Source organism: Curtobacterium poinsettiae (assembly GCF_047226435.1).
In the GTDB taxonomy this organism is placed as follows: domain Bacteria; phylum Actinomycetota; class Actinomycetes; order Actinomycetales; family Microbacteriaceae; genus Curtobacterium; species Curtobacterium poinsettiae.
The window spans coordinates 3,539,650-3,561,068 of record NZ_CP178434.1; the positions used below are offsets into that span (position 1 = coordinate 3,539,650).

Consider the following 21,419-nt stretch of genomic DNA (forward strand, 5'->3'; position numbering starts at 1 on the left):
GATGTCCTGCACTCATTCCGCCGTGGGTGGGCTCTTCAAGTACTCGTACAGCATTGCCGGCAGCGCCTTCCCGAGCTCGCCGAACAGGCCGCTGTCGGTGAAGAGGTCGTCGATGAACGCTGGAGTCTCGTCCCGCACCCCGAGTAGCGCCTTCGTGAACGCCTTCGGAAGGGCCGGGGACTCCGCGAACTGCTGCGCCGTGTTCACCGACGCCTGACCCTTGAGGTCCTCATCGAGCGCAAGCTTGCCGACGATGTGGTTCATCTGGAGATCGATGACGCCAACGCCATACTTATCGCCGAGGCGTTCGTTGAGTTTCTGGATGATCTCCTCGAGGGCGCTGCGATGCTTCTCGTGGATCGCGCCCGACCCGATCGCGGTGATCGGATCCAGTCCGGACCCCTGCTCGAGGTTCAGCTTCACTGCGTCGCCAGCGCGGATCTTGTAGCCCACAAGTGACACGTCCGAGATGTCGACTGGTTCTAGGATCGTCGCGGTCGAGAGTTGCGGGAGGATGCGGCGGAAGAAGTAGTGCCGGCGGGGTAGGTCGGTATCTTCCAGGTTGCGGGCTTGGGAGATGAAGTCGTAGAACTTCACGTAGTTCCCCACGTCCGCCTTGAACAGTCGAAGTTCGTCCTGTTCGTCCTTGTCGTCGTCGAGCACCGCCGCGACCCACCGCTTCTGGAACCGATTCACTGCCGGAGCGGTCGCAGCGGACACCTTTGAATTGACATTGAGCCCGCCAGTGAATGCAGCGTCGAACGCCTGCTCCACCTCGGTCATGTCGTAGATCCCGGCCGAGTCGAGCTTGGTCGCGAGGTCGTAGATTAGGTTCGCATCGGTCGTCGCGGTGAGGGTCGCCTTCCGGTAGTACGGCAGGAACGCGTCCAGTATCTCCTTCGGGTCGTTGACGAAGTCGAGGACGAACGTCTTGTTCTTACCCGGGTGTGTGCGGTTCAGCCGGGACAGGGTCTGCACGGCTTGCACCCCGCCGAGCTTCTTGTCGACGTACATCGCGACCAGGCGGGGCTGATCGAAGCCGGTTTGGAACTTCTCGGCAACAATCATCACGTTGTAGGTGGCGGGCTTGAACGCCTCAGCGAGGTCTGACTGCACCCCAGGGTTCTGGGTTCGCTCCGTCAGCCCCTCACCGACATCGTCGGAGTCTTCGACCGTGCCGGAGAACGCCACCAGAGACCGCACCCCGAGCACGCTCGCATCGGTGATGTAGCTGTCGAGGTACTTCTTCCAACGCACGGCCTCGAGCCGGGACCCGGTGACGACCATCGCCTTCGCCTTGCCGTTCAGCAGCGGCTGCGCGAAGGTGCGGAAGTGGTCGACGACGATCTTGGCCTTCTGACTGATGTTCGTCGGATGCAGCCGCACGTATCGAACGAGCGCCTTCACCGCTGTTGACTCGTCGACCTCACCGGCGCCGTCGTAGTCGCCGTCGGGATGCTGCAGCTTCCATGCCACCTTGTACGGGGTGTAGTTCTGCAACACGTCCAGGATGAAGCCCTCCTCGATCGCCTGCTGCATCGAGTACAGGTCGAACGGCTCCGGCGTCGCATCCGGGGCCGCACCCTCCGGCACTCGCCCGAACAGCTCCAGCGTCTTCGCTTTCGGGGTAGCGGTGAACGCGAAGTAGGAAAGGTTCGGTGCGGACGCGGTCACCGCCATCGCCCACTGGAGGTACGCGTCCGAATCGATCGGCGCACCTTGGGATACTGCGGCCTGCTCGTCCGGAGAAAGGACCTTCGTCAACGCTCCCGCCGTTGACCCGGTCTGCGACGAGTGGGCCTCGTCAGCGATGATCGCGAAGCGGCGCCCCTTCAGCTCAGGCAGGGTTTGGATCGCGGTAATCAACGCCTCGAACGACTGGATCGTCACGATCACGATGTTCTTACCACCCGTGAGCGCCGCGGCGAGCTGCTTCGACTTCGACTCGCCTCCATCCTTCGTGATGGACTGGACTACCCCGGCCTGCTTCTCGAACTGTGCGATCGCGTCCTGCAGCTGCTTGTCCAGCACGGTGCGGTCGCTGACCACGACCACCGTGTCGAACACTCGCTGGTTCTCGTCGTCGTGCAGTTGAGAGAGGCGGTGGGCGAGCCATGAGATCGAGTTCGTCTTCCCCGACCCCGCCGAGTGCTGAACAAGGTAACGGTTCCCTGCCCCCTCGGTCCGCGCCGCCTCAACAAGTCGGGTTACGGCCCGCCACTGGTGGTAGCGGGGGAACAGCACCTTTTGCGTTCTTGTCTTCTTCCCTGTGTCCGGGTCGACTTCTGTCTCGACCTGCAGGTGCACGAAGGTCCCCAATAGTTGCAGCCAGGTGTCGCGCTGGAGGACCTCATGCCAGAAGTAAGAGGACGCCGACCCGTGCGGGTTCACCGGGTTCCCTGCCCCCTCGTCCGCGCCCTTGTTGAAGGGCAGGAACCGAGTCGCAGCACCGGCAAGCTTGGTCGTCATCCGCACTTCGGAGTTGGACACCACGAAGTGCACGAGCGATCGCTTCGCAAACCCGAACAACGGCTCGCCCGCTGGCGACCGGTCGAACCGATACTGATCGATCGCGTTCACGATCTGCTGCGTGAAGTCCGTCTTCAACTCGACCGTCGCGACCGGGATACCGTTCACGAAGAGCACCAGGTCCAACGCCTTGTTCGGATGCTTCACCGAATAGTGCACCTGACGCACCACCCGCACCCGCATTTTCGCGTACGCGTCGAGGGTATCCGGGTTCTGCGTAGTCGCCGGCCGGAACTGCGCCAACCGGAACTTCACCGCACCCCCTTGCAGCGGCACCATCGAGAAGCCATCGTGCAGGATCCGGATCGTTCCCCCGTTTTTCAACGGATCCAAATCCAGTGACTTCGCCAGACGATGCAAGATGCTGCGACGAGCGGCCCCCTGCTGATCATCGGTGTCCTGCGGCCGAACAACCTTCGTGAACTCGGCTGACTGCGACTCCTCCAACCAACCGAGCACATCCTCGGGAAAGAGGGCGAGTTCACGGTCGTACCCCTCGCCGGTCGGCGAGTAAAGCCAACCGTTTGCCGCAAGATGCTCGGCAATCTCCTCCTCCAGGACCGACTCCAAATGTGCCCCCGCAACCCCACTCACAACTTCACCCCAACGTTGATCTTCCCTGTCACAGCGGCCGCAATGAGCGCAGCCCGGCGCTCGCCTGCCAGGTTGCTACCTCGTCGCGCAGCGTCTATTGCGCGATTTATCTCCCCGAGGGCTTGGTCCAGGCGCGCAACGAGTTCAGCCTGCTCTCGCATCGGAGGAACCGAAACCCTCACCGATAAGAAATCTCCATAGCTGAGATTCTGCATGCTTAGGCTCGCACCAACGCTCATTCCTCGGAGTTGCGACCGATAAGCGTCCGTTTTTGTCCAGTAGTGCATGTAAGCGGCATTCGCCGACTCGAATGTAACCTGCCACAGCTTGTCTGAAAGGTACAACGTGGGATGGTTCTCGGCGACGAGAGCGGCGCTACCAACGAGCTCCGGCGTGTTCGCGCGGTTCACAATCAGCGACCCACCGCGAACCGCGGCCGCCACTCGACCCAGGTCTTCCGGAACGACCCGCTTGTTCTCAGCCGGGTCGAAGAAGCCCTTGGAGACCGCCCCGGTCTTCAGGACTCCAATCTCGTCGCCCTCCGCAGGGACCGAAAATCCGTTGACGCTGACGCCAGACTGACTCTTTGGACCGAGCCGACGTATCTGAACCGAGTCCCACGTCGCCGGCAACTCTCGTGGTGCCACGGCAAGCTCTATCTCTGCACTGCGGCGTTCGGTGAGGAGGGTGATGAGTTCCTCGTTCTTCGCGATGAACGCGTCGATCTGCGCCGTCTCCCGATCAAGATAGTCCGCGATCGCCCGCTGCTCGGGCTCAGGGGGCACTGGGATCTTGATGGATTTCATGTCGGACCACTTGGTACTCCAGAGGTCGTCAACGATCCCGTGGCCCCATCGGTAGAACTCCTCCTGAAAGGGGCGGCTCCGAAGCAGGTGATGGCTGAACCTTGCGTTCAGACCGCATGGTTGCAGCACTGTCGTGATCACTGAGACGCTGCCATCCAGTCCAGACACGCCAGCCGAGCCCTTGCGGTCGGAGCGGCTGTTGATGGCAAAATCCCCCGCGAGAACGAGCTTCCGGTTCGCGTTGTTGTCGGTCTTTGCCACGTTGTCGAGCTGGGGGACGATTCCCTGCATGGTGACGGAGAGAGGCGCGAAGTCGGCGTCACTTACCGTAGTTTTTCGTTCTCTGAACCAGCGGCCGAGCGGCTCCACGCTCCAGTCTTTGGGCACGACGCCGATCCACGCTTCGCTGGACAGAGGAGCGCTTGTGTCTATCACCGCTCGACCTCGACGAGCATCACTCGGAGTTCATCCATGACGGCGTCGAGGTCGCGGTCGATTTCTTCAAGTGGACGAGGCGGTCCGTACTGGTAGAAGTGCCGGGTGAATGGGATCTCCGCGCCCTCTCTGGTCTTGGCGTGGTCGACCCAAGCATTGGGCGCGTAGTGAAGCACCTCGCGGGCGAAGTAGGCGTCCACATCCTCATCCCACGGCACGTTCTCAGTGTCGCGGAGCGCGGCATCCGGTTCCGGGTTTCCCTTGGTGTCGGTGCAGATGTCGGCGCTGTCATCCTGCTCGCCGAGCTCGGTGGTCACGGACTTGAGCAGCGGTGCGGGGAGGGTGAGGCCTTCGGCTTTCGCGGCGTCCTTCAGCGCCTTGTGGAATGCCGTGCGGTTCTTCCACACCGTGTCGGTGCCCAGCCGGTCGAGCGCGCCACGCAGCGCTGCCGCATCCGACTCGCTCAGCTTCTGAACAGCCTTCGCTCGGAGGACGGCGTCGATGCTTTCGGGAGTGGCGTGCCAGTTGAGCTTTAGAGGGCGCTCGACGGTGATAGTGCGGTAGAGGAAGTCCTCGTTGCGGAAGATCTTCGAGTCCCCGCCATCCGCGAATCCGGCGTAGAGGCCGACGATCGTCTCAATGTTCTGCGGCGAGAGCTCATTGCGCTTGGACCCGAGGCCTTTGCGGAGCTTGGTGAACATGTCGCGGCCGTCGATGAGCTGCACCAGGCCCTTGCGGTGAGCGTCCTTGCGGTTGGTGAGGACCCAGATGTAGGTGGAGATGCCCGTGTTGTAGAACATGTCTTTCGGCAGCCCGATGATTGCTTCGACGAGGTCGTTGTCGAGCAGCCACTTGCGGATGTTCGATTCTCCGCCGCCTGCGCCGCCGGAGAACAGCGGGGATCCGTTGAGGACGATCGCCATGCGGGAGCCGCCATCTTCGGGCTTGCGCATCTTCGACACCAGGTGCAGCAGGAACAGCATGGCCCCGTCGCTGACAGCGGGGGTGCCGGGGCCGAATCGTCCGTTGAAGCCGAGCTTGGTGTGCTCGTCGTCAACGGCGGCACGCTGGTCTTTCCAGTCGACGCCGAACGGCGGGTTGGACAGGCCGTAGTCGAACTTCTTGTCGTCGAAGGCGTCCTCAGTGAGGGTGTCGCCGAGGGCGATGTTGTCGACGTCCTGGCCCTTGATGACCATGTCGGCCTTGCAGATTGCGTAGGAGGCGTCGTTGTAGTCCTGCCCGTACAGGCTGAGCTGGATGCCCGGGTTCATTCTGCGCAGGTACTCGTCTGCGACGGACAACATCCCTCCAGTGCCGGCGGTCGGATCGTAGATGGACCGAACCACCCCCGACTTGGACAGGGCATCGTCGTCGAGCGCGAACAGCAGCTGCACCATCAGCGCGATCACCTCACGGGGCGTGTAGTGGTCGCCGGCGGTCTCGTTCGACTTCTCGTTGGCGAACCGGATGAGCTCCTCGAACACGAGTCCCATCTGAATGTTGCTGACCGTGCGGGGGTGGAAGTCGGCCTGCGCGAACTTATCCGTGACCGCGAACAGCTTGTTCTTCTCGGCCAACTTGTTCAGCGTCTTGTCGAACTCGAACCGGTCGAAGATGTCCCGCACGTTCGGAGAGAATCCGGCCAGATACGAGGCGAGGTTCGCTCGGAGGTCCTGCGGGTCGGCGACGAGCTTCCCGAGGTCGAAGGGGGACGTGTTGTAGAACTCGTGACCTGATGCTTCGGTGAGCGTGACGGTCTGCAGCATCTCGGGGAGCGATCCGATTGCCTTGGCTGTCTGAAGGACGGCGGGCTTTGTGTCGGCCAGTACGGCGTCGAGTCGGCGGAGCACCGTGAACGGGAGAACGACTGACCCGTACTCGGAGGGCTTGAACGGGCCGCGAAGAGACTCGGCGATGTTCCAGATGAAGGCGACGTGATTCACCAAAGGTGGCACTCCTGATGTGGGGCAACTGACGAGCGGCACCAGTGCCGCGAACGCTCCCATCTTGGTCCATAGGAGCCGACAGGCATGCATCGCCCGGCTCCCGCGATCGATGGCGCATTGCCTCAGCGACGACAGGGCCGATCGTGAGGGGTAGGCCTCAGTGACGCTCCGTCAGTAGCTGAGCCAAGTGGTGGGCATCGGCGCAGGATCGCGAGCGGTGGTCCTGCGCGGCCCCTACTAACGCTCGTTCAGGAGGGACGACCCAGAACCCTTTCGCTCAAAAGACCAGGGTGGTCCAACCCATTTGGAGCCCGTCAGCCGACCCTACTGCCAAACAACGTGTCCACGTGCGTATTTCAGACACGTTGCCTGGCAGTTGGACAAGTTAGCTGGCGGACGACGGTTCGCGGTTCGCGGTTCGCGGTTCGCGAAAACATCCCCCAAATCGTCACTGTGATGGTGCTGCGGGGGCGTGCGACGACGGACTGTTCGCGGGTGGTTACAAAGATGAGACGATGTCAGCCATCAGTAGCTCGTCACGAAGACCGTCCAACTCGCCCCGACTCTGACCGGCACGTTGCAGCACCTCGTCGAGGATCGACGTAACATCCCGAACCATGAGAGCCTCCACGTGTCTCGTCCCTAACTGACGGAACAAGGGGGACTTCTCTAGCCCGGCCGGCGACGAGATGGCGGCAACTAAGCAGACATGACCGAACTGCCCGGCATTCGCCACCGGCTCTTTCCGGGGCGCAATGTGGGCGCACCACCTGACGAAAGCACATGCGGGGCACAATTCGGCCTGCCGGGTCACCGGGATCCAAATGGTGTCAGCGGAGGAAGTCGAAACTCGAAGGCCGTCCCCGGGGTCCGCAAGCACATCGCCGACTCGTAGGGCCTCAAGGCTCGCGTATGTCAATCCTCCGACTGCTCCGATCAGAAGCAACGCCCGGGCGCGGTCCTTCTCTGCTCCCTTGAGAGAGAACTCGATAGCCTCGAGCACAGCTTCCAGCGCGCGCACCGCCCGGAAGGACTGACACTCCGCCTTGCGGTCTCGGTACCGGATGAGGGTGGAGAGAACGGCCGGCACCGGCGGAGCAAGTCTTACTCGCGGAAGGTCTGCTTCCACGTGTTTTGCATCGATGGCACCGATCCAACTTTGAAGTCGACCAGGCGAATGAGCGAGTGCGCCTGAGTCATCGATTTCCCGGGACCGATCGAGTAGATAACTAGCAACAACCGGGCCCGAGGCGGGCAACGAGCTGATCCCGCGCCGCGCACACCACGCTTCGAAATCCGCCCAGGGGTTCGGGGTACGTCGACGTCGAGGCTCGGGGCCGAGGGCGAAGGTCCTGGGTGCTCCAGTGAACGGCCCAGACGCCGGCGCGGGTAGGTAGGGCAGGAACCTCATGATGTCGATCCGATCATCGGGTCATCGTCCGCCTTGCAGATGGTCAGTCTCACCGGAAGGGACCATCTCCTAGGCGGAGAGACCATCTAGCTGGGACACCGACAACGACAGGCGCCTACTGCGGCATGTCGACGAACCGCGAGAACATCCCGTGGAACGCCACGGTGATGGTGTCCGTCGGCCCGTTACGGTGCTTCGCCACGATCAGGTCCGCCTCACCCTGACGTGGGTTGTCCTTCTCGTACGCCGACTCACGGTGCAGCAGGATGACCATGTCAGCGTCCTGCTCGATGGAGCCGGACTCACGCAGGTCGGAGATCGCGGGCTTCTTGTCGGCACGCTGCTCGGGCCCACGGTTCAGCTGCGACAGGGCGATGACGGGCACCTGGAGCTCCTTGGCCATCAGCTTCAGGGCACGCGAGAACTCGGAGACCTCTTGCTGGCGGCTCTCGACCTTCTTGCCCGAGGTCATCAGCTGCAGGTAGTCGATGACCACGAGCTTCAGGTTGTGCTGCTGCTTGAGTCGACGGCACTTGGCGCGGATCTCGACGAGCGTCATGTTGGGGGAGTCGTCGATGAAGAACGGGGCGTCGTTGATGCGACCGCGGGTCTGCGCGATGGTGGTCCAGTCGCGGGAGTCCACGGTGCCCTTGCGCATGTTCTGCAGCGGCACGCTGGTCTCGGCGGAGAGCAGACGCATGGCGATCTCGGCGCGGCCCATCTCGAGCGAGAAGAACGCGGCGGTCTGGTCGTGCTTGATCGCGGCGGCGCGGCACAGGTCGAGCGCGAGCGTCGACTTGCCCAGCGCAGGGCGGGCGGCGACGATGATGAGCTGTCCGGGGTGGAAGCCGTTGGTCAGGCCGTCGAGCTGCGCGAACCCGGTCGGCACGCCGGTCATCTGGCCGTCGCGGCCCTTGGCGGCCTCGATCTCGTCGAGGGCGGCGGAGATGGCGTCGGTCAGCGGGACGTAGTCCTCGGTCTGCACGCCACCGGCGACGTTGTAGACCTCAGCCTGGGCGCTGTTGACGAGGTCGGTGACCTCACCTTCCGACGCGTAGCCCATCTGGACGATGCGGGTGCCGGCGTCGACCAGCCGACGGAGCACGGCCTTCTCGGCGACGATGCCGGCGTAGTAGCCGGCGTTCGCGGCGGTCGGCACCATGCTCGTGACGCTGTGCAGGTACTCGGCGCCGCCGGCACGGGACAGCAGGCCGGTCTTGGTCAGCTCGTCGGTGACGGCGATGACGTCGGTGGGTTCACCGTGCGAGTAGAGCGACAGGATCGCGTCGAAGATGACCTCGTGCTTGGGGACGTAGAAGTCCACGCCGCGTGCGGTCTCGATGACGTCGGCGACGGCGTCCTTCGACAGGAGCATGCCGCCGATGGTCGACTGCTCCGCGAGCATGTCGTGCGGCGGGGTGCGTTCCATGCCGCGCTCCGCGTAGTCCTGCGGTGCGGGCTCAAGATGTGCGATCGACACACGCTCTCCTCTGTTGACGACACGGACCGGAAGCGGCGGGTCAGCACCCACCGGCCGGAACCCGCACCCCTGTTTCTACCCCCGGCGACCGACATCCCCGAGTCGCTGGCCCAAGGTACGGCCCGAGAGTTATCCCCAACAAACGGCCCTGTGGATAACTCTGTGGAGAGGCTGCGGAACACGCCGGACTGCTGTGTGGACAACTGTGGAGGAGCCTGTGGAAAAAGGCCCGTACGAACACACTTTCGACCGCTTGACCTGGGCTTTTGTGTTGCACACGGTGTGTGGAAAAGTGGGGTTCAACTACCCCTTGAAGGTTCCGATTTGACACGTTTCCACTGTGTAAAACGACTTGACAAGCACCCCTCCTGTGGGAAGAGTTCTCGGCCCGCTCCCAGCCAACGTGACCCCGTCTGAACCGTAACCAGCCAGGCCGAGTCGAGCCGCGCCTCCAGTCTGGCGACCGTCTCGGCGACAGCCGTACGACAAGCCGCGCGACCGCCCCGGGAACACAACGACGGGCGGGCCTCCCGGAGGAGACCCGCCCGTCGTGGAGCGGAACGTCGGTGCTACTTGGCAGCGACGACCTGGAGCGAGATCACGGCAGTGATGTCCTCGCGCAGGCGCACGGTCGCCTCGTGGTCACCGACGGTCTTGATGGTCGCGGGGACCTCGACCTTGCGCTTGTCGAGCGAGCCGACGCCCTGCGCCTGAACGGCGTCAGCGACGTCGCCCGGACGGACGGAGCCGAACAGACGACCGTCCTTGCCGGCCTTGACCGACAGGGTGATGGTCGCGTTCTCGAGCTTCATCTTGAGGTCCTGTGCCTCTTCGATGGTGGCGAGCTCGCGCGCGGTACGCGCGGCACGGATCGACTCGACCTGCTTCTCGCCGCCCTTGGACCACGCGACAGCGAAGCCCTGGGGGATGAGGTAGTTGCGGGCGTAGCCGTTCTTGACGTCGACGACGTCACCAGCGGAACCGAGGCCGGAGACCTCGTGGGTGAGGATGAGCTTCGACATGTGTCGACCTCCGATCAGCGGCCGGAGCCGGCGTAGGGGAGGAGCGCCATCTCACGGGCGTTCTTCACGGCACGGGCGATGAGGCGCTGCTCCTGGACGGAGACGCCGGTGATGCGACGGGCGCGGATCTTTCCACGCTCCGAGATGAACTTGCGAAGGGTCGCAACGTCCTTGTAGTCGATGACGCCGACCTTGATCGACTTCGCGGGAGCAGCGTTCTTGCCGCCCTTGCCGCGAGGCTTCCGGCGGTCGCCGGTGCTCTTTCCAGCCATAGTGATTTGTCCTTAGAAGAAAAGTTGTGTGTCCGTCGGAACCGGGAGGGTCAGTCCGGAACTCGCAGTTGCCGCTGTCAGGCGGCGCTGCGTGCTCCGATCAGAACGGGGTCTCGTCGTCGAAGTTGCCGCCGGGGGTGCTCCACACGTCGTTCGACTGTGCGTTGCCGCCACCCTGCTGGCCGCCCTGGGGAGACCAGGGCGCGTCCGACTGAGCGCCACCGTTGTTGTTCCAGTTGCCGCCGCCGTTGCCCGCGGGGGCGTTGCCGCCGCCGCCGACCTGGCCACGACCGCCGCCACTGCCACCCGCTGCGCGGGTGATCTGTGCGGTCGCGTAGCGGAGCGACGGGCCGATCTCGTCGACCTCGAGCTCGATGCTCGTGCGCTGCTGGCCCTCACGGTCCTGGTAGGAACGCTGACGCAGACGACCCTGCGCGATGACGCGCGAGCCCTTGGTCAGCGACCCCGCCACGTGCTCGGCGAACTCGCGCCACACACTCGCACGGAGGAACAGCGCGTCGCCGTCCTTCCACTCGTTCGCCTGACGGTCGAACGTGCGAGGGGTCGACGCGATGGTGAAGTTCGCCACGGCGAGCCCGTTCTGCGTGTAGCGCAGCTCGGGGTCCGCGGTGAGGTTGCCCACCACCGTGATGACGGTTTCGCCGGCCACGGGTTACTCGGCGCTCGCGGTCGCGGTTGCGGCCTGGGAGGCGTTGGCGGCCTTGCGGGCGGCCCGTGCCTCGTCACGCTGCTTCTGGGCGGCGACCTGCGCGATGCCCTCTTCAGCGCGGAGGACCTTCGTGCGGAGCACGGCCTCGGAGAGACCGAGCTGACGGTCGAGCTCCTTGGCGGCCTCGGGCGACGACGTGAAGTCGACGACGGCGTAGATGCCCTCGGACTTCTTCGCGATCTCGTACGCGAGCCGGCGACGGCCCCAGACGTCCACGTTGTCGACGGTGCCACCCGCGTTGCGGATCACGGCCAGGAACTTGTCCAGGCTGGGAGCGACGGTGCGCTCATCGATCTCGGGGTCGAGGATCGCCATCAGTTCGTACTGGTGCATGCGGAACCCACCTCCTCTGGTCTCAGCGGCCCCGGGCGGTTCCCGGGGCAGGAGGGTTGATGCATGTGCCCCAGACCACGCAGGTGCGCGTGGGGCAACCTGCGTAGCCTACCGGACTGCCTGGAGGCGCGCCACCGGGCTGTGGAGAACGGTTCCGCCCGTCAGGCGGTCGCGTCTCAGGTGCCGGTGGCGCCGGTGCCGCCGGTCTCGCCCCGGGCGGCCCACCACGCGCGCAGGCGCTCCTCGGCGGTCTCCTCGCCGAGGGGTCCTTCGTCCATCCGGGCCTCGAGCAGGAACCGGTAGGCCTCGCCCACGGCACGCCCCGGCGGGATGTCGAGGATGCGCATGATGTCGTCGCCGGTCAGGTCCGGACGGATCGACTCGAGTTCCTCTTGTTCCGACAGCACCCGGATGCGTTCCTCCAGGTCGTCGTACGCGAACGCCAGCCGGTCGGCCTTGCGGCGGTTGCGGGTGGTCACGTCCGAGCGGGTGAGCTCGTGCAGTCGCTCGAGCTGGTCCCCGGCGTCGCGGACGTAGCGGCGGACGGCCGAGTCGGTCCAGGCGCCCTCGGTGTACCCGAAGAAGCGCAGGTGCAGCTCGATCAGCCGGGACACCGCGGCGATGGTGTCGTTGTCGAAGCGGAGCGCACGGAGTCGCTTCTTCGCCATCTTCGAGCCGACCAGGTCGTGGTGGTGGAAGCTCACGGCGCCGCCGGGCTCGAGCTTGCGCGTCGCGGGCTTGCCGATGTCGTGCAGCAGCGCCGCGAGCCGGAGCACGGTGTCCGGGGGATCGCCGGCGTGCCGCTCGGCCTCGTACCCGATGGCCTGCTCGAGCACGGTGAGCGAGTGCTCGTAGACGTCCTTGTGGTGGTGGTGCTCGTCGACCTCGAGCCGCATCTCGGGCAGCTCCGGCAGGAACCGCTCGGCGAGGCCGGTGTCGACGAGCAGCCGGATGCCGGGGACGGGGTCGCTGGTGTTGAGGAGCTTGACGAGCTCGTCGCGCACGCGCTCGGCGGACACGATGTCAATCGACGCGACGAGCTCCTGCATCGCGGCGCGCACGTCGTCGTCGACGGTGAACCCGAGCTGGGACGTGAACCGGGCCGCGCGCATCATCCGCAGGGGGTCGTCGCGGAACGAGACGACCGCGGTCTGTGGCGTCCGGAGCCGTGCGGCGAGCAGGTCCTCGACGCCGCCGTGCACGTCGACGAGTTCGCGGGCCGGCAGCCGCAGCGCCATGGCGTTCACCGTGAAGTCGCGACGGAGCAGGTCGTCCTCGATGGTGTCGCCGAACGCGACCTCGGGCTTGCGGGTCTCGCCGTCGTAGACGTCGCTGCGGTACGTGGTGATCTCGACCTGCTCGCCGGCGACCCGTGCGGCGATGGTGCCGAACTGGCGGCCGACGTCCCACGTGGCGCTCGCGATGGGTTCGACGATCCGCAGGATGTCGTCGGGCCGGGCGTCGGTCGTGAAGTCGAGGTCGGTCACCGGACGGCCGAGGAACGCGTCACGGACGGGCCCGCCGACCAGGGCGAGTTCGTGTCCGGCGTCGGCGAAGGCCCGAGCGAGGAGGTCGACGGGCTCGGTGGTGGCGAGTGCGTCGAGTCGTTCGACGGCCTGGGCAACGGACTGCATGACGGTGCTCATCCTCCCAGATCGAGGCCCCGAGTTCTCCACAAGCCGCGCGCGCACGGGTCCTGTTCATGGTCGCGCCTCATACACTCGTGCTCGGCCCGAACCGACCCCGTGGCCCGCTCCCCGTATGCAGATGCTCCGCACCACGCTCGCCGCAGCCGCGTCGACCCTCGTCGCGCTCGGCCTGGTCGTCGCGCCCGTCACCACCGACCTCGCCTCGGCCGCCACGGTCTCCGCACCGAAGAGCCACGTCGCCGACCCGGCCGCCGCCGACGCGGGGAAGGCGACCATCTCGATCGCCCCCGCGAACCGGGGGATCGTCCAGCGCGACCAGGACCTCACCCTGTCGGTCACCGTCACGAACGACACCGACGCAGCCCTGCCGGCGGGCACCGCGGAGTTCGACATCTTCCGCTCGGTGAGCACCCGGGACGTCCTGGCGAGCTGGCTCAACGACACCACCACAACTGGTTACCTTGGCGCCCCGATGGACTCCGTGGACATCCCGGCGGTCCCGGCGCACCGTTCGGTCACGATCGACTCGGTCGACATCGTCTCCGGCAACGTGGCACTCGGCGGGTACTCGTCGTTCGGTGCCCGGCGCATCGCGGCGGAGTACACGGCGGGTGACGCCTTCGCCGTCGACCGGTCCGCGATCACCTGGTACCCGGACTTCGAGCAGGCTCCGGTCAGCGTGTCCGTGGCGATGCCCGTCACGGTGCCGAAGTCCACCGACGGCATCCTCAGCGCTGCCGTGCTGGCCGCCGCGACCTCGGTGGACGGCACCCTCACGCAGCAGCTCGACGCGGCCGAAGACCACAACGTCGCCGTGGCCGTCGACCCGCGGATCATCGCCTCGATCCGGATCCTCGGCGAGAACGCCCCCTCGAGCGCGGTCAGCTGGCTCCAACGCCTGCAGGCCATGCGCAACGAGACCTTCGCGTTGCCATACGCCGACGCGGACGTGACCGGGCTCCGGCAGGCCGGGTCCGACGGCATCCTGTCGCCGATCTCCCTCGACGAGTCCGTCAAGGCCGAGAACTTCCCCGGCGCCGAGACCCCGGCGCCGACGCCGAGCGCCACCCCGGGGCAGACCTCGTCACCGGCGCCCGCCCAGGCCCCGGACGACGCCACGACCGACCCGGGGACCGACCAGGCGCAGGAGACCCTGCCCACCACGGAGTCCCTGCTCGACTTCCCCTACTCGATGGACCCGATCGCCTGGCCGACCGACGGCACGGTGTCCTCCGATGACCTCCCCGCACTCCGGCGAGCCGGCACGAAGACCACCATCGTCTCGAGCGGCAACACCTCGGCCGGCGCGGACACCACGATCGCCGCGTCCGAGAAGATCGGCGGCGACCACGTGCTCGTCTCCGACCAGTCGATGTCGTCGATGCTCCGCCGCGCAGCGACCGCCCCCGACCGCCAGAGCTGGTCGTCGACGATGTCCGAGCTCACCGCGACACTGGCCACCTCGGCCCGTGAAGGCTCGGCGACGGGCCCGATCCTGCTCACCCTGGGTCGCGAGTGGCCGTCCGACTCCACGCGGCTCAGCCAGGCGCTGGACGCGCTCGAAGGCACGCCGTGGGTCGCTCCCGCCGACCTCTCCACCGCCTCGGACGCCACACCCGGGTCACTGACGCTCGCCAGCGCGTCCACCGGCGAATCCCGCATCGACCAGCTCCAGAAGCTCGTGCGGGGGGAGCAGGGCCTCACCGCGTTCGCGACGATCCTCGGCGACCCGAACCAGCTGACGGCCCCGGCACGGCTCCGCCTGCTCGCCCTCGCCTCGAACGCCTGGCGCGATGACGACCAGGGTCTCGCAGCCGCGGTGGAGGCCCGAGCGGCCGCGTGGGCGAAGAGTACGACCGAGGTCGGCATCGTCGACTCGAGCAGTCTCACCCTGCTCGGCGACCGGTCGTCGCTGCCGGTGTCCATCCGGAACAGCTCCGACTACCCGGTCACGGTGCACCTGTCCGTGCAGCCGTCCAACTCGGCGCTCCGGGTCGTCCGGAACGACATCGTCGTCGAGATCCAGCCGGACTCCTCGACGCGTGCCACCGTCCCGGTGCAGTCGGTCGCGAACGGCACGGTCGAGCTGACGATGTCGCTCTCGAGTCCGACCGGTGTCGCCGTCGCCCAGCCCGCCACGGTCGAGCTCAACGTGCAGGCGCAGTGGGAGACCGTCATCACCGCGGTCGCTGCGATCGCCCTGATCGGCATCTTCGGCTTCGGCATCTTCCGCAGCATCCGCAAGCGCATCCGGCGCCGCAACGGCGAACTCGACGACGAGGACGACGACGACCCGAACCGCCCCCTGGCGGTCCAGCCGACGGTCGGGGGCGCGCAGGCGACGACGACCCGGCCTGGAGGCACGGATCGCCCCTCCGGAGCAGCCACTGCACCCAGCGTGGCCGCGTCCACGGCCGCTGCGGCCGCAGGAACGCCGGCCGCCACGTCGACCACGGCGCCGGCCACGGGGGTGGACCACGGCCCCCTGCAGGACGCCATCGCGCGCGCCGGGGCCGAGCCGCGCCTCCCGTCCGACGCAGCACGCACCACCGTCGCGGACGACCGCGACGCCGAGGAGCCGACCATCAGCGCCAGCCAGCCCCAGCCCGACGTCGACGCCGAGCCGGTCGCCGAGCGCAGTCTCGGCCGGGCGAGCGCGATGCTCGCGGCGGGCACGATGGTGAGCCGGATCCTCGGCTTCGCGAAGACGTTCGTGCTCGCGTACGCGATCGGGCAGAACGCGAGCCCCTCGGCCAACGCGTTCGCGGTCGCGAACCAGCTGCCGAACAACATCTACGCGCTCATCGCCGGCGGTCTGCTGTCCGCCGTGCTCATCCCGCAGATCGTCCGCGCGATGAAGACCGGCACGGACGGCGGCCAGGCGTACGTCAACAAGATCGTGACGCTCGGTGGATCCGTGTTCGTCGTCATCGCGATCGTGGCGACGGTGTTCGCACCGTTGCTGGTCCGGTTCTACACGAGCTCATCGGTCGGCTCCGGGCCCGAGGCGACCGACCTCGCCGTCGCCTTCGCGTTCTGGTGCCTGCCGCAGATCCTCTTCTACGCGATGTACTCGCTGCTCGGCGAGGTCCTCAACGCGAAGCAGGTCTTCGGGCCGTTCACGTGGGCGCCGCTGCTCAACAACGTCATCGCCATCGGCGGCCTCGTCGTGTTCATCGCCCTGTACGGCACCAGCGGCAGCCAGCTCGACCAGTGGACGCCGGCGAAGATCGCACTCCTGGCCGGCAGCGCATCGCTCGGTGTCTTCGCCCAGGCAGCGTTCCTGCCGTTCTTCTGGAAGCGCGCCGGCCTGTCGTTCCGCCCCGACTTCCGGTGGCGCGGCGTGGGCCTCAAGTCCACGGGGACCGCTGCCGGCTGGCTCTTCGCGATGATCCTCGTCACCCAGATCGCCGGCATCGTGCAGTCGCAGGTCGCGTGGCTCGGACGGGACGACGGTCCGGGCAACGCCGTGCTCGGCAACGCCTGGCTGATCTTCATGCTCCCGCACTCGATCATCACGGTGTCCATCGCGACGGCGTACTTCACCCGGATGAGCCACGACGCCGAGCGCGGTGACCTCGACGCGGTCCGCCGCAACCTGTCGCTGTCCCTGCGCATCGTCGGGCTGTTCACCGTCTTCGCCTCGGTGGCACTGATCGTCGTCGCGGTCCCGTTCGGCCGCCTGTACGAGGGCACGTTCGAGAGCGCCCTGCAGGTCGGTGCCGTGCTCGTCGCCTACATGCCGGGTCTCGTCCTGTTCAGCATGCTGTTCGTCATCCAGCGCGTCTTCTGGGCGATGCACGACCACCGCACCCCGTTCCTCATGCAGTGCATCCAGTCGGTGCTCTTCGTCATCGGGGCCCTGGCGGTCTCGACGTTCCCGACCTCGGTCATCGGCATCGGTGTCGCCGCCTGCACCACGATCGCCGGATCGGCGCAGACGATCGTCGCGCTCGTGGTCGTCCGCAAGCGGCTGGGGCACATCGAGGGGCCGGTGATCACCCGGTCGCACGTCCAGTTCGTCATCGCGGCGCTCATCTCCGGCGTCGTCGGGCTCCTCGTCGTGAACTTCTTCGGTGCCTTCTCGGAGTCCGGGTTCGCGATGTCCGACCGCACCGGGGCCCTCATCACGATCGTCCTCACCGGCGCCGCGATGGTCGCCGTGTACTTCGGAGCCCTGGTCGTCGCGAAGAACGGCGAGATCGGCAACGCCGTCCGGATGCTCCGCAGCAAGCTCGGCCGCTGATCCCAGCCGAGCACCGCACGCTCACGGCCCGTGCGGAATGCCACGCCGGTACGATGGGTTGACCCGGTCAGACGCAACGGAAGGGCAATCAGGCATGCGCCAGCTCATCATCATCGGTTCCGGTCCGGCCGGGTTCACCGCCGGCATCTACGCAGCGCGCGCAGAGCTCAAGCCGCTCATCGTCGCCTCCAGTGTCGAGACGGGCGGTGAACTCACCAAGACGACCGAGGTCGAGAACTTCCCCGGCTTCCCCGAGGGGATCCAGGGCCCCGACCTCATGATCAAGATGCAGGAGCAGGCCGAGAAGTTCGGTGCCGAGGTCCTGTACGACGACGCCGTCTCCGTCGACCTGACCGGCAAGGTCAAGAAGGTCACCGTCGGCTCGGGCGAGACGTACGAGGCGCTCGCGGTCATCTACGCCACCGGCTCGGCGTACCGCCACCTCGGTCTCCCCGACGAAGAGCGCCTGTCCGGCCACGGTGTCTCGTGGTGCGCGACCTGCGACGGCTTCTTCTTCCGCCAGAAGAACATCGCCGTCGTCGGCGGTGGCGACTCGGCGATGGAAGAGGCGACGTTCCTCACCCGCTTCGCCGACAAGGTGACGGTCATCCACCGCAAGGACTCGCTGCGTGCCTCGAAGATCATGCAGGACCGCGCGATGAACGACCCGAAGATCGAGTTCGCGTGGAACAAGGCGGTCACCGGCATCACGGGTGACTCCGCGGTCGAAGGCGTCACACTCACGGACACCGTGACGGGTGAGGAGTCCGAGCTCGCACTGGACGGCCTGTTCATCGCGATCGGCAACGACCCGCGCACGCACCTGATCCACGGCCAGATCGACATCGCGCCCGAGGGCACGATCGCTGTCCAGGGCCGCTCGTCGAAGACCAACCTGCCGGGTGTCTTCGCCGCCGGTGACGTCATCGACCCGACCTACCGCCAGGCCATCACGGCCGCCGGTTCGGGTACGGTCGCCGCGCTCGACGCCGAGAAGTACCTCGCCGAGCTCGACGACGAACTGACGAACGAGGCCGAGGGTGTCGGTCCGACCGAACCCGCCATGGTCGACGTCATCGCCTCCCGGGCCTGAGCAGTCTCGGAATACCACGACGGCATCGCCGTTGTACCCCCTGAACGACTTCTCGAAGGAGCACACATGTCCAACGCCAAGGCTGTCACCGACGCCACCTTCTCGGACGAGGTCCTCAAGTCCGACAAGACGATCCTCGTCGACTTCTGGGCCGAGTGGTGTGGCCCGTGTCGCGCCGTCTCGCCGATCCTCGACCAGATCGCCGAAGAGCACGCCGGCAAGATCGAGATCGTGAAGCTCAACGTGGACGACAACCCCCAGTCGGCCATGAACTACCAGATCACGTCGATCCCGGCGATGAAGGTCTTCAAGGGTGGCGAGGTCGTCAAGACCGTCATCGGCGCCAAGCCGAAGCCCGCGCTCGAGGCCGACCTCGCCGAGTTCCTCGCGTAGGTCGCCCCGCACGAACGGCCCCGCTCTCCCCGGAGAGCGGGGCCGTTCTCGTCCGGAGCCACCGGATGCCGATCGGCCCCGTCGCGGAACCCGGGTTCCCCGGGCCGATGTCGTAGTGTGGCGGGAATGTCCCACTGAACGGAGCACTCGATGACGAACGGCAACAGCCTCGACCCCTGGTACGACTCCTACGCCCAGCGCACCGCCGGGCTGAGCGCCTCCGAGGTCCGAGCCCTGTTCGCCGTCGCCTCGCGCCCCGAAGTCGTCTCGCTGGCCGGCGGCATGCCGTTCGTCTCCGCGCTCCCCAGGGAGCTCGTCACGGGCTCTCTGGACCGTGTCATGAACGAGCACGCCGCCATGGCGCTCCAGTACGGCGGGGGACAGGGCCTGCGTTCCCTCCGCGAGCACATCGTGGACGTCATGAGCCTCGAGGGCATCCGCGCCAGCGCCGAGGACGTCGTGGTCACCACGGGCTCGCAGCACGCGCTCGACCTCGTCACGCGGCTGTTCATCGATCCGGGCGACGTCGTGCTCGCCGAGTCGCCGTCCTACGTCGGTGCGATCGGTGTCTTCCGGTCGTACCAGGCCGAGACGGTGCACGTGACGACCGACGAGCTCGGGTTGGTCCCCGAGGCGCTGCGTGAGGCGATCGCGAACCTCCGCACCCAGGGCAAGCGGATCAAGTTCCTCTACACGATCCCGAACTTCCACAACCCGGCCGGCGTCACGATGAGCCGAGAGCGACGCATCGAGGTGCTCGACATCTGCCGGTCGAACAACATCCTCGTGCTCGAGGACAACCCCTACGGACTCCTCTGGTTCGACGAGCCGGCACCCCAGGCCATCCGCTCGATCGACGAAGAGGGCGTCGTGTACCTCGGCTCCTTCTCCAAGACGCTCGCGCCCGGGTTCCGCGTCGGCTGGGCACTCGCGCCGCACGCGATCCGCGAGAAACTCGTGCTCGCCAACGAGTCGGCCGTCCTCGCGCCCAACTCCTTCGGCCAGTACGTCGTGAACGCCTACCTCGACGCCGCGGACTGGAAGGGTCAGGTCGACACCTTCCGAGGCATCTACGCCGAGCGACGTGACGCCATGCTGTCCGCGCTGGGGGAGTTCCTGCCCGACCTGTCCTGGACCAAGCCGAACGGTGGTTTCTTCGTCTGGCTGACGCTGCCGGAGTCGCTCGACTCCAAGGGCATGCTGCCGCGTGCCGTCAAGGAGCTCGTCGCTTACACACCGGGGACGGCGTTCTACGCCGACGGACGTGGCGGTGGACACATCCGCCTGTCGTTCTGCTACCCGACGCCGGAGCAGATCCGCGTCGGCGTCAAGCGGTTGGCGAACGTCGTCAACGACGAGCTCGAACTCATCGAGACCTTCGGGCCGACCACGCGCCCCAACACGGTGGTCCGAGCGACGTCATCCGTCAGCGCGCCGCCGCCGAACATCTCCTGATCAGCACTTTTGCGCGACGCTGATCGCACAGCACCGCAGTTCCACACCGGAGGACCCCGCATGGCCGAGCTCACCCGTCGTCACGTCGTCGTCGTCGCCGGAGGCATCTCGCACGAGCGGGACGTCTCCCTGCGATCCGGTCGGCGGGTCGCCGACTCACTGACCGGCTACGGCTGGCAGGTCGATCTCCGCGACGCCGACGCACTCCTGTTGCCCGCCCTCGCGGAGTCCCGCCCGGACGTCGTGTGGCCGGCGCTGCACGGCGCCTCCGGTGAAGACGGGGCCCTGCGGGGCATCCTGGAGGCCGTGGACATCCCGTTCGTCGGCTCGCGTTCGACCTCGGCTCGGCTGGCATGGGACAAGCCCACGGCGTCCGCACTGGTCGCCCGCGCCGGCGTGCGGACCCCTCGTTCGGTGACACTGTCCCACGACGTCTTCCGTGAGCTCGGCGCCGTCGGCGTCCTCGAGTCGATCGCCACCGAACACCCATTGCCACTCGCCGTGAAGCCCGCACGTGGCGGGAGCGCCCAGGGCGTGACCCTCGTCGACGACGTCAACGACCTGCCACGCGCTATGGTCACTGCCTACACGTACTGCGACGACGTCGTGGTCGAGCAGCTCATCCGCGGCACCGAGGTGGCCGTGGGGATCATCGACACCGGTGACGGCCCGGTCGCCCTCTCCGCCGTCGAGATCGTGCCCCGCAACGGTATCTACGGCTTCGAGGCTCGCTACAACGCGGGGGAGACGACCTTCTACACGCCGGCGCGGCTGTCAGACGAGTTCGCGGCGGCAGCGGCAGAAGCAGCAGTCGCCGCGCACACGGCCTTGGGACTCCGTCACCTGTCGCGCGTTGACCTGATCATCGACGGCGCCGGAACACCGTGGTTCCTCGAGGCCAACGTGCTCCCCGGGCTCACGGAGACGTCTTTGCTGCCGCAAGCGCTCTCGGCGTCGGGCTTCGACCTCGGTTGGACCTACGCCGAGCTCGCCGAGCAGGCCATCCGGGACCACCGCGCCTGATC

14 protein-coding genes are annotated in these 21,419 nt (G+C 66.6%); 5 read left to right on the forward strand and 9 right to left on the reverse strand.

Annotated elements, in window-relative coordinates:
- Positions 1-12: 12 nt before the first annotated feature.
- The 9 genes from ACL00U_RS16785 to ACL00U_RS16825 form a co-directional block, all read right to left on the reverse strand.
- Positions 13-3,099, reverse strand: coding sequence for a type I restriction endonuclease subunit R (locus ACL00U_RS16785; RefSeq protein WP_412873666.1), 3,087 nt, complete (start codon positions 3,097-3,099; stop codon positions 13-15).
- 20 nt (positions 3,100-3,119) lie between these two features.
- Positions 3,120-4,316 (reverse strand): hypothetical protein, encoded by a 1,197-nt coding sequence (locus ACL00U_RS16790; protein ID WP_412873667.1) that lies wholly within the window; start codon positions 4,314-4,316, stop codon positions 3,120-3,122.
- A 44-nt stretch (positions 4,317-4,360) separates the two neighbouring features.
- Positions 4,361-6,307, reverse strand: coding sequence for a type I restriction-modification system subunit M (locus tag ACL00U_RS16795; RefSeq protein ID WP_412873668.1), 1,947 nt, complete (start codon positions 6,305-6,307; stop codon positions 4,361-4,363).
- Between the two features lie 1,529 nt (positions 6,308-7,836).
- Entirely contained in the window at positions 7,837-9,201 is a 1,365-nt protein-coding gene (dnaB, locus tag ACL00U_RS16800; RefSeq protein WP_031260130.1) for a replicative DNA helicase, read from the reverse strand.
- Between the two features lie 569 nt (positions 9,202-9,770).
- Positions 9,771-10,223: a 50S ribosomal protein L9 gene (gene rplI, locus ACL00U_RS16805; RefSeq protein ID WP_017887835.1), complete on the reverse strand. Its 453-nt coding sequence runs from the start codon at positions 10,221-10,223 to the stop codon at positions 9,771-9,773.
- Positions 10,224-10,237: 14 nt separating this feature from the next.
- Positions 10,238-10,495, reverse strand: a complete 258-nt coding sequence (gene rpsR / locus ACL00U_RS16810) for a 30S ribosomal protein S18 (RefSeq protein ID WP_017887834.1) — start codon at positions 10,493-10,495, stop codon at positions 10,238-10,240.
- A 100-nt stretch (positions 10,496-10,595) separates the two neighbouring features.
- A complete protein-coding gene (locus ACL00U_RS16815) occupies positions 10,596-11,165 on the reverse strand; it encodes a single-stranded DNA-binding protein (protein WP_017887833.1) in 570 nt (189 codons plus the stop codon).
- Positions 11,166-11,168: 3 nt separating this feature from the next.
- A complete protein-coding gene (gene rpsF, locus ACL00U_RS16820) occupies positions 11,169-11,558 on the reverse strand; it encodes a 30S ribosomal protein S6 (RefSeq protein WP_056072707.1) in 390 nt (129 codons plus the stop codon).
- 176 nt (positions 11,559-11,734) lie between these two features.
- Positions 11,735-13,192, reverse strand: coding sequence for a CCA tRNA nucleotidyltransferase (locus tag ACL00U_RS16825; RefSeq protein ID WP_194589903.1), 1,458 nt, complete (start codon positions 13,190-13,192; stop codon positions 11,735-11,737).
- Positions 13,193-13,325: 133 nt separating this feature from the next.
- Between ACL00U_RS16825 and ACL00U_RS16830 the strand changes: the two genes are divergently transcribed.
- The 5 genes from ACL00U_RS16830 to ACL00U_RS16850 all read left to right on the forward strand — a co-directional run bounded on the left by ACL00U_RS16830 (position 13,326) and on the right by ACL00U_RS16850 (position 21,417).
- Positions 13,326-17,453: a DUF6049 family protein gene (locus tag ACL00U_RS16830; protein ID WP_412873669.1), complete on the forward strand. Its 4,128-nt coding sequence runs from the start codon at positions 13,326-13,328 to the stop codon at positions 17,451-17,453.
- A 94-nt stretch (positions 17,454-17,547) separates the two neighbouring features.
- Entirely contained in the window at positions 17,548-18,546 is a 999-nt protein-coding gene (gene trxB / locus ACL00U_RS16835) for a thioredoxin-disulfide reductase (RefSeq protein ID WP_017887829.1), read from the forward strand.
- Between the two features lie 66 nt (positions 18,547-18,612).
- Complete coding sequence (gene trxA / locus ACL00U_RS16840; RefSeq protein WP_017887828.1) at positions 18,613-18,939, forward strand: thioredoxin; 327 nt, start codon at positions 18,613-18,615, stop codon at positions 18,937-18,939.
- A 150-nt stretch (positions 18,940-19,089) separates the two neighbouring features.
- Positions 19,090-20,394 (forward strand): PLP-dependent aminotransferase family protein, encoded by a 1,305-nt coding sequence (locus tag ACL00U_RS16845; RefSeq protein WP_071249971.1) that lies wholly within the window; start codon positions 19,090-19,092, stop codon positions 20,392-20,394.
- Positions 20,395-20,454: 60 nt separating this feature from the next.
- A complete protein-coding gene (locus ACL00U_RS16850) occupies positions 20,455-21,417 on the forward strand; it encodes a D-alanine--D-alanine ligase (protein WP_412873670.1) in 963 nt (320 codons plus the stop codon).
- Positions 21,418-21,419: the final 2 nt, after the last annotated feature.